Source organism: Kluyvera sp. Awk 3, from assembly GCF_028069715.1.
Lineage (GTDB): Bacteria > Pseudomonadota > Gammaproteobacteria > Enterobacterales > Enterobacteriaceae > Kluyvera > Kluyvera georgiana_A.
Genome location: NZ_JANEWH010000191.1, coordinates 1 through 7,073, shown reverse-complemented (window position 1 = coordinate 7,073; position 7,073 = coordinate 1). Strand labels below are relative to the sequence as shown.

The 7,073-nt window shown below is 56.0% G+C and carries 8 protein-coding genes and 1 pseudogene; 6 read left to right on the top strand and 3 right to left on the bottom strand.

Going from position 1 to position 7,073, the window contains the following annotated elements; all coding sequences use genetic code 11:
- The 5 genes and pseudogenes from NNN71_RS22980 to hpxK all read left to right on the top strand — a co-directional run.
- Positions 1–290 (top strand): annotated as a pseudogene (locus tag NNN71_RS22980) (amino acid ABC transporter permease); the annotation flags it as partial.
- The gene (locus NNN71_RS22975; protein ID WP_271447250.1) at positions 290–946 is read left to right on the top strand and encodes an amino acid ABC transporter permease; all 657 of its coding nucleotides are present in this window, start codon (positions 290–292) and stop codon (positions 944–946) included. The pseudogene NNN71_RS22980 and the gene NNN71_RS22975, both read left to right, overlap by 1 nt.
- On the top strand, positions 927–1,664 hold the full coding sequence (locus NNN71_RS22970) for an amino acid ABC transporter ATP-binding protein (protein ID WP_167575664.1): 738 nt from the start codon (positions 927–929) through the stop codon (positions 1,662–1,664). Before NNN71_RS22975 ends, NNN71_RS22970 begins: the two co-directional genes overlap by 20 nt.
- Before the next feature lie 15 nt (positions 1,665–1,679).
- Entirely contained in the window at positions 1,680–2,921 is a 1,242-nt protein-coding gene (locus NNN71_RS22965) for a pyridoxal-phosphate-dependent aminotransferase family protein (protein WP_271459433.1), read from the top strand.
- Positions 2,918–4,180 (top strand): allantoate amidohydrolase, encoded by a 1,263-nt coding sequence (gene hpxK / locus NNN71_RS22960; RefSeq protein ID WP_271459432.1) that lies wholly within the window; start codon positions 2,918–2,920, stop codon positions 4,178–4,180. The genes NNN71_RS22965 and hpxK overlap by 4 nt, the downstream gene beginning before the upstream one ends.
- Positions 4,181–4,243: 63 nt before the next feature.
- Here the strand turns inward: hpxK and NNN71_RS22955 are convergent, their stop codons facing one another.
- Positions 4,244–5,089, bottom strand: coding sequence for a Vmh family MBL fold metallo-hydrolase (locus NNN71_RS22955; protein WP_271459431.1), 846 nt, complete (start codon positions 5,087–5,089; stop codon positions 4,244–4,246).
- Positions 5,090–5,204: 115 nt separating this feature from the next.
- Between NNN71_RS22955 and NNN71_RS22950 the strand changes: the two genes are divergently transcribed.
- Positions 5,205–6,083 carry a LysR family transcriptional regulator gene (locus tag NNN71_RS22950; protein ID WP_271459430.1) on the top strand — a complete coding sequence of 293 codons (879 nt, stop codon included), beginning with the start codon at positions 5,205–5,207 and terminating at the stop codon, positions 6,081–6,083.
- Positions 6,084–6,332: 249 nt separating this feature from the next.
- On the opposite strand, the gene NNN71_RS22945 is transcribed toward NNN71_RS22950, so the two are convergent.
- A complete protein-coding gene (locus tag NNN71_RS22945; protein WP_271459429.1) occupies positions 6,333–6,656 on the bottom strand; it encodes a hypothetical protein in 324 nt (107 codons plus the stop codon).
- A 29-nt stretch (positions 6,657–6,685) separates the two neighbouring features.
- Positions 6,686–7,048: a hypothetical protein gene (locus tag NNN71_RS22940; protein WP_271459428.1), complete on the bottom strand. Its 363-nt coding sequence runs from the start codon at positions 7,046–7,048 to the stop codon at positions 6,686–6,688.
- Between the last annotated feature and the right edge of the window lie 25 nt (positions 7,049–7,073).

Genomic DNA, 7,073 nt, shown 5'->3' with positions numbered 1-7,073 from the left:
TGCTGGGGCTCAGTCGGCTCCAGACCTTTATGCGGGTGATTTTACCACCCGCGTTACAGCGCATTTATCCGGCGTTGGTCAGCCAATGCATCATCGTGATGCTGGGTTCATCGGTGGTATCGCAGGTTTCTTATGAGGAGCTGACGTTTGCCGCTAACCTGATTCAGTCGCGTACCTTCTTGAGTTTTGAGGTCTATCTGGTGACGACGGGGATTTATTTGATGCTGTCGATAACGATGCGTCAGCTGCTGATGGCGGCAGGACGGAAATGGCTGGGGGTGCAGGCATGATGACCACCTTTACCGATTGGGACATCGTTCGCAATCTGCTGCTGGCCGGACGCTGGACGGTGCTGTTGTCGCTGGTGGCGTTTATCGGCGGCGCGCTGGTGACGCTGCCGCTCCTGTTGCTGCGTCTGACCGGTGGACGTCAGGTGAAACGGCTGATCCGCGGCTATATCGAACTTTTTCAAGGCACTCCGCTGCTGATGCAGCTGTTTCTCGCTTTTTTCGGCGTGGCGCTGTTCGGCATCGATGTCTCGGCGTGGACCGCAGCCTCGCTGGCGCTGACGTTCTACACCAGCGCCTTTTTGCTGGATATCGGCTTCGGCAGCATACGGGCCTTGCCAAAAGGCCAGTGGGAAGCGTCGCGCTGCCTGGGGCTGAGCTTTAGCCAGACGCTGTGTCGGGTGATTGCGCCGCAGGCGCTGCGCATCGCGATTGCCCCGACGGTGGGTTTCGCCGTGCAGGTGATTAAGGGCACGGCGCTGGCGTCGATTATCGGTTTCGTTGAGCTGACCAAAGCGGGCACCATGCTGACCAACGTGACCTATCAGCCGTTTAAGGTCTTTGCGCTGGTGGCGCTGGGCTACTTCATTCTGTGTTACCCGCTGTCGCGCTACAGCCGTTATCTGGAGAACAAATTCAATGCCTCTCATCACCATTAACCAGATGCAGAAGTATTACGGCGATAACCACGTGCTCAAAGGCGTCGATCTGGATATCGACATGGGCGAAGTTATCTCCATTATCGGGCGCAGCGGTTCGGGCAAAAGCACGCTGCTGCGCTGTATCAACGGCCTTGAAGGCTATCAGGACGGCAGTATTAAACTCGGCGGGATGACCATCACCGACCGCGACTCGCAGGCGCGGGAAATCAGCCGCTCTATCGGCATGGTGTTCCAGAACTTTAACCTGTTCCCGCATATGACGGCGCTGGAAAACGTGATGCTGGCGCCGCGTCGGGTGTTGAAGAAAAGCGCCGCCGAATGCCGTGAACTGGCCCAGCGGATGCTGGAAAAGGTCGGCCTTGGCGACCGGCTTGATTATTATCCGGCCAATTTGTCCGGTGGCCAGCAGCAGCGAGTGGCCATTGCCCGCGCGCTGGCGATGTCGCCGAAAGTTTTACTCTGTGACGAGATTACTTCAGCGCTGGACCCGGAGCTGGTAGGCGAAGTGCTCAAGGTGCTGGAACAACTGGCGGCAGAAGGTATGACGCTGATTCTCGTGACTCATGAAATGAATTTTGCCCGCGAAGTGGGCGACCGCGTGGTGTTTATGCATCAGGGACGCGTCTGGGAACAGGGCGACAGCAAGACGCTGTTCGCCAACCCGCAGACGACCGAATTGAAGCAGTTTATCTCCTCCGTGCGCGGCCTTAATTAACTCAAGGACTTTCCGATGGATATCACTCAGTTTGCACAAATTAACCCGCCGTCTCGTCTGCTGATGGGGCCTGGGCCAATCAACGCCGACCCGCGCGTGCTGCGCGCCATGGCGAGCCAGCTTATTGGTCAATATGACCCGGCGATGACGCACTATATGAATGAAGTGATGGCGCTGTATCGCGGCGTCTTTCGGACCGAAAACCGCTGGACGATGCTGGTAGATGGTACGTCGCGTGCCGGGATTGAGGCGATTTTACTTTCCGCGATTCGCCCTGGCGACAAAGTGCTGGTGCCGGTGTTTGGCCGTTTTGGTCATCTGCTGTGCGAAATTGCCCGCCGCTGCCGCGCAGAAGTACACACCATTGAAGTTCCATGGGGTGAAGTCTTTACCCCGGACCAGGTTGAAGACGCCATCAAGCGCGTGCGACCGCGCATGTTGCTCACGGTGCAGGGGGATACCTCCACCACCATGCTGCAACCGCTGGCGGAGTTGGGTGAAATTTGCCGTCGTTACGATGTGCTGTTTTATTCCGATGCCACCGCCTCGCTGGGCGGTAACCCGCTGGAGACCGATGCCTGGCAGTTGGATGCGGTGTCGGCAGGGATGCAAAAATGTCTTGGCGGCCCGTCAGGTACCTCGCCGATTACCCTCAGTGCGCGGATGGAAGAGGTGATACGCCGCCGCAAATGCGTGGAAGCAGGTATTCGCACCGAGGCCCACCGCGACGGCGTCGATGAGATGGTCTACTCCAACTATTTCGACCTCGGCATGGTGATGGATTACTGGGGCCCGGAGCGCCTGAACCACCATACCGAAGCTACCTCGGCGCTGTTTGCCGCGCGGGAATGTGCGCGTCTGATCCTTGAGGAAGGTCTCGAGAACGGCATCGCCCGCCATAAACTGCACGGCGATGCATTGCTCAAAGGGATTCAGGCGATGGGGCTTGAGACCTTCGGCGACCTGAAACACAAAATGAACAACGTGCTGGGGGTGGTGATTCCGCAGGGGGTCAACGGCGACCAGGTGCGCAAATTGATGCTCGAGGATTTTGGGATTGAAATCGGCACTTCATTCGGCCCGCTGCACGGCAAAGTGTGGCGCATCGGTACCATGGGCTACAACGCGCGTAAAGACTGCGTGATGACCACGCTGAGCGCGCTGGAGTCGGTGCTGAACTATCTCAAATTCCCGACCACACAGGGCGCGGCGATGCAGGCCGCGTGGGATTGCTACCGCAGTGAGAGCGCGCAATGAGTCAATGGATACGCCAGCAGGCGGAGAGGCAGCAGGCTGCGGCGCGGGCGATGGCGCGCGCCGATGAACTGGCCGCCATCAGCGAAACGCCGGACGCGCTCACCCGGGTCTATCTTTCACCGCAACATTTACAGGCAAATCAGAAGGTAGCGCAGTGGATGACGCAGGCGGGGATGCGCGTCTGGCAGGATAGCGTCGGCAATATTTGCGGCCGTTACGAAGGCGAGCAGGAGGGCGCTCCGGCTATATTATTGGGATCGCACCTTGATACCGTACGTAACGCCGGACGCTACGACGGTATGCTGGGCGTACTGGCTGCTATTGAAGTAGTGCATGCCCTGCATCAACAGGGGCGGCGGCTGGCGAAAGCGATTGAGATTGTTGGCTTTGGCGACGAAGAGGGGACGCGTTTTGCCATTACGCTGCTTGGCAGCCGTGGGCTCACCGGTACCTGGCCCGATAACTGGCTGGCGCAGACCGATGCCGACGGCATCAGCGTGGCGCAGGCGATGATCGAAGCAGGGCTCGATCCCGCCCAGATCCACCTTGCCGCGCGCCGAACGCAGGAGATTGCCGCCTATCTGGAGCTGCATATCGAGCAGGGGCCGTGTCTCGAACAGGCCGGGCTGGCGCTGGGGGTGGTAGAAGCAATCAACGGTGCGCGTCGTTTGAACTGCCGCTTTATGGGTGAGGCGGGGCACGCAGGCACGGTGCCGATGAGCCATCGTAAAGACGCGCTCGCCGCCGCCGCCGAGTGGATGATACAGGTTGAAACGATGACCCGTGAACAGGGCGGGAATCTTGTGGCGACGGTAGGGACGCTGCGCTGTGCTCCCGGCGCGGTGAACGTGATTCCCGGAGAGGTGACGCTCACGCTGGATATTCGTGGGCCGAGCGATGAGCCGCTTGAGGCCCTACTGAACGCGCTGCTAGGCCAGGCACAGGCCATTGCTGATCGTCGTCATTTGCAGTTCAGCGCTGAGACGTTTTACCGTATTGCCGCCACCGCCTGCGACCCGGGATTACAGCAGATATTGCGCGATGCGGTAAGCGAGGTGCAGGGCGGTTCGCTGACGCTCCCGAGCGGCGCGGGGCATGATGCTATCGCCATCGCCGAACGCTGGCCGGTGGGCATGCTGTTTGTTCGTTGTAAAGGCGGGGTTAGCCATCATCCGGCGGAGTCGGTTAACGTTGATGATGTGGCGCTGGCGATCGACGCTTTTTCTCGCGCGGTCGCGGTGCTGGATAAAAACGCGTAAAAGGGCTGTGTCCTGAAACACAAAATCCACGCCGGGGCGTGGATTTTGTGTTGTAAAGCTTCGCTACCACTTCATCTCGCCGGTATTGACCTTCGCGCTCAGCTCCAGTGAGCTTTCATCGGCAAGGTTCGGGTAAGCCGCCTTCATGGCGCCGATAACCGCAGCCGATCCTTTTTGCTTTTTCAGCGTCTGCTCAAACGTTTGCAGGTAGTTATGGGTGAAGGTGATAGCCGCATCCTTTTCCGGGCGCGGGCCCAGATAGTGCCCCGGAATGACCTGCTGAGGTTTGAGCGCCTGCATTTCGTTGAGTACCGTCATCCAGCCCTGACGAATCGTCGGGGTCTGCGTATCCGCCGTCCAGACATGGATGCCGGAAGCAATCCCGGTCCCACCTAGAATCGTTTTGTTGGCCGGGATCCAGACGTAGGCGGCATAGTCTCCCGTGTGTTTCAGTTCCAGCGGCTCGCCGTCTACCGTAAAGCGGGTGGCGCGGGTCGCTTGCGGCACAATGATTTTGGTTGGCGCGCCGTCTTTCATTTGCGGGCCCCAGAAGGCCAGCTTGGCGTCTTTGGTCGCCTTAATATGATCCACGACGGAGGGAGAGGCCACCACCTCGGCCTCAGGGAAAGCGGTCACCAACGGTTCCAGACCGAAATAGAAATCCGGATCGCCCGAGGTAATAACGATCGTTTTCAGCGTTTTGCCGCTCTCTTTGATCATCTGTACCAGCTTTTCCCCATCTTTCACGCTGAATTGGGCGTCAAACAACACCGCTTCTTTCGGGCCCGAAACCAGCGTGGAGGATACCGGGAAAATGCCTTTTTCCTGCGGGTTATAGACGTCAAGATGCAGCGGGGCGGCAAAAACGGGCGCCGCGGCCAGGGTGAGGATCAGCGAAAGTGATTTCATATAAAGGGTATTCCTGAAGCGTTGAGTGATGCCACCATTTTACAGATTTGCGCTTTTGCCATAATTCCTGAAACAATACATGCTGAGTTTCATAAAACGATCAAATGGGGATGTGATGGACAGGATCATGGCGGCAATTACCTACAACCGCATTTGTGAACTCGGGAGTCTGAGTGCGGCAGCCCGTTCGCTGGGGATTTCTCGTCCCATGGTGAGCCGTTATCTCGATGAGATGGAGAAATGGGCCGGTTCGCGACTGATACACCGCTCAACCCGTCGGCTCACCATTACCCCGGCGGGTGAAAAAACGCTGGAGAAAACGCGGCAACTTGCCCTGTTATCACAGGGAATTGAAGGGGGGGCCACCCGCCTTGCCCCGTCAGGAACGCTACGCGTTGCCTGCGCGCATTTTACCGCGACGCATTTGCTGGCGCCGATTGTCCCCACGTTTCTCGCCCGCTATCCGGCGTTACGTATTGAGGTGGAGATTAATAATCAGCCGGTAAGTCTGGTCGGTGAGCGCATCGATCTGGCGATTCGCATCACCAACGAGCCTGAACCGGGGGCTATTGCGCGCTATCTGGGGACGTGCCGCTCAGTGCTGTGCGCCTCGCCAGGCTATCTTGAACGGGCAGGAACGCCAGCCTCGCCAGAGGAATTGCCACAGTATAATTGTTTACACTACAGCCGTTTCTCCGGCCAATCCTGGTCCTTCCGCGACCGCGAAAACAAGGGAACATCGGTGGCCGTGCGCGGTAATTTCAGCGCCGGGATCTCCTCACTGCTGTGTGATATGGCGGCGGCGGATGTGGGGTTGGTGATGGTGCCTGAAATTGAAGCCCGCGCGGGGCTGGAGAGCGGCCAGCTAGTTCGGGTACTGCCGCAGTGGGAACCGCAGCCGCTGGGGATTTATGGACTTTATCAGTCGCGCGATCATCAGCATGCGGCGCTTAGTTTGTTGTTGGAAGCGATTAAGCGGCATCTTGCGAGGTGAAGATTAAATATCCTAAAGGATAGATGCATTTCGCGCGGTGGGTGGTTTTTCCTGATATTAAAGGTGGCTATTCAATTAACGGCGTTAAATGAAATTGGTTGAGACGTTGTAGGACATGGGATGTATTTAGCTGATGTTAATGGCACCCGTAGTGAATGAAAAAAATCCACGCGATTGCGTGGATTTTTTCATTGCACATTACGCCACTTGCTGGCTCTTGGGGACTGCTGTCCCCATTTAGTGGCTTTTCTACGAAGACGATTCTACGTGATTTTTAATGCGAGGCATAAAGTCAATGAGCGCTTGCTTTTGCTCTTGGGAGAAATCATCCCTATCTCCTAGATCCTTCAAGGTGATGCCATCAATTTTTTCCGCCAGTAAAGTTGTGTAGGAGTCTACGTGAGGTTTGAGGGCAGGGGTAGGGTCAAGATGTTTAAGACCGCTCATATTGGTTACCACTCGACGAATTTGATCCGGTTCAACGGATTCTGTATTGACGATACCATCACAGAGCTTCAGCAGATTGCCTTTAAGATGATCGATGTTTTCACTACTTTTTAAAGAAGCCTCCATGCACATAATCTGCATCTTATTAACGGCTTCTACCGTGCTTGATCTGTCTCCCCTGTCACGGAGGATGAATGTGTTTTCACAATGACCTTATTGTGATCAATTCCCGATGGTATGATGGTTTTGAGTCGGTTATCCAGATATTTTCTGGTATAAGCTGCCCGCTCTTTCAAATCATAGAGTTTACATGCCTTCGAAATGCTATCATTGAAAATGCTACAATTGATTGAACTATTACGTGCTTTCTTCAGATCTTTGGCAATAATTGATTCGGCTCTTCGGCAATATTTATCAGCTTTATTAAGTTCATTCTTGGTGGAATAAAATCTAGACATGTCAAGATTAGCGTTACTATTGCCGAAAAAAGCGCTAATGCGAGTAGTGATACCTGGCATTTATCTCTCCTTTATATGTTTATTT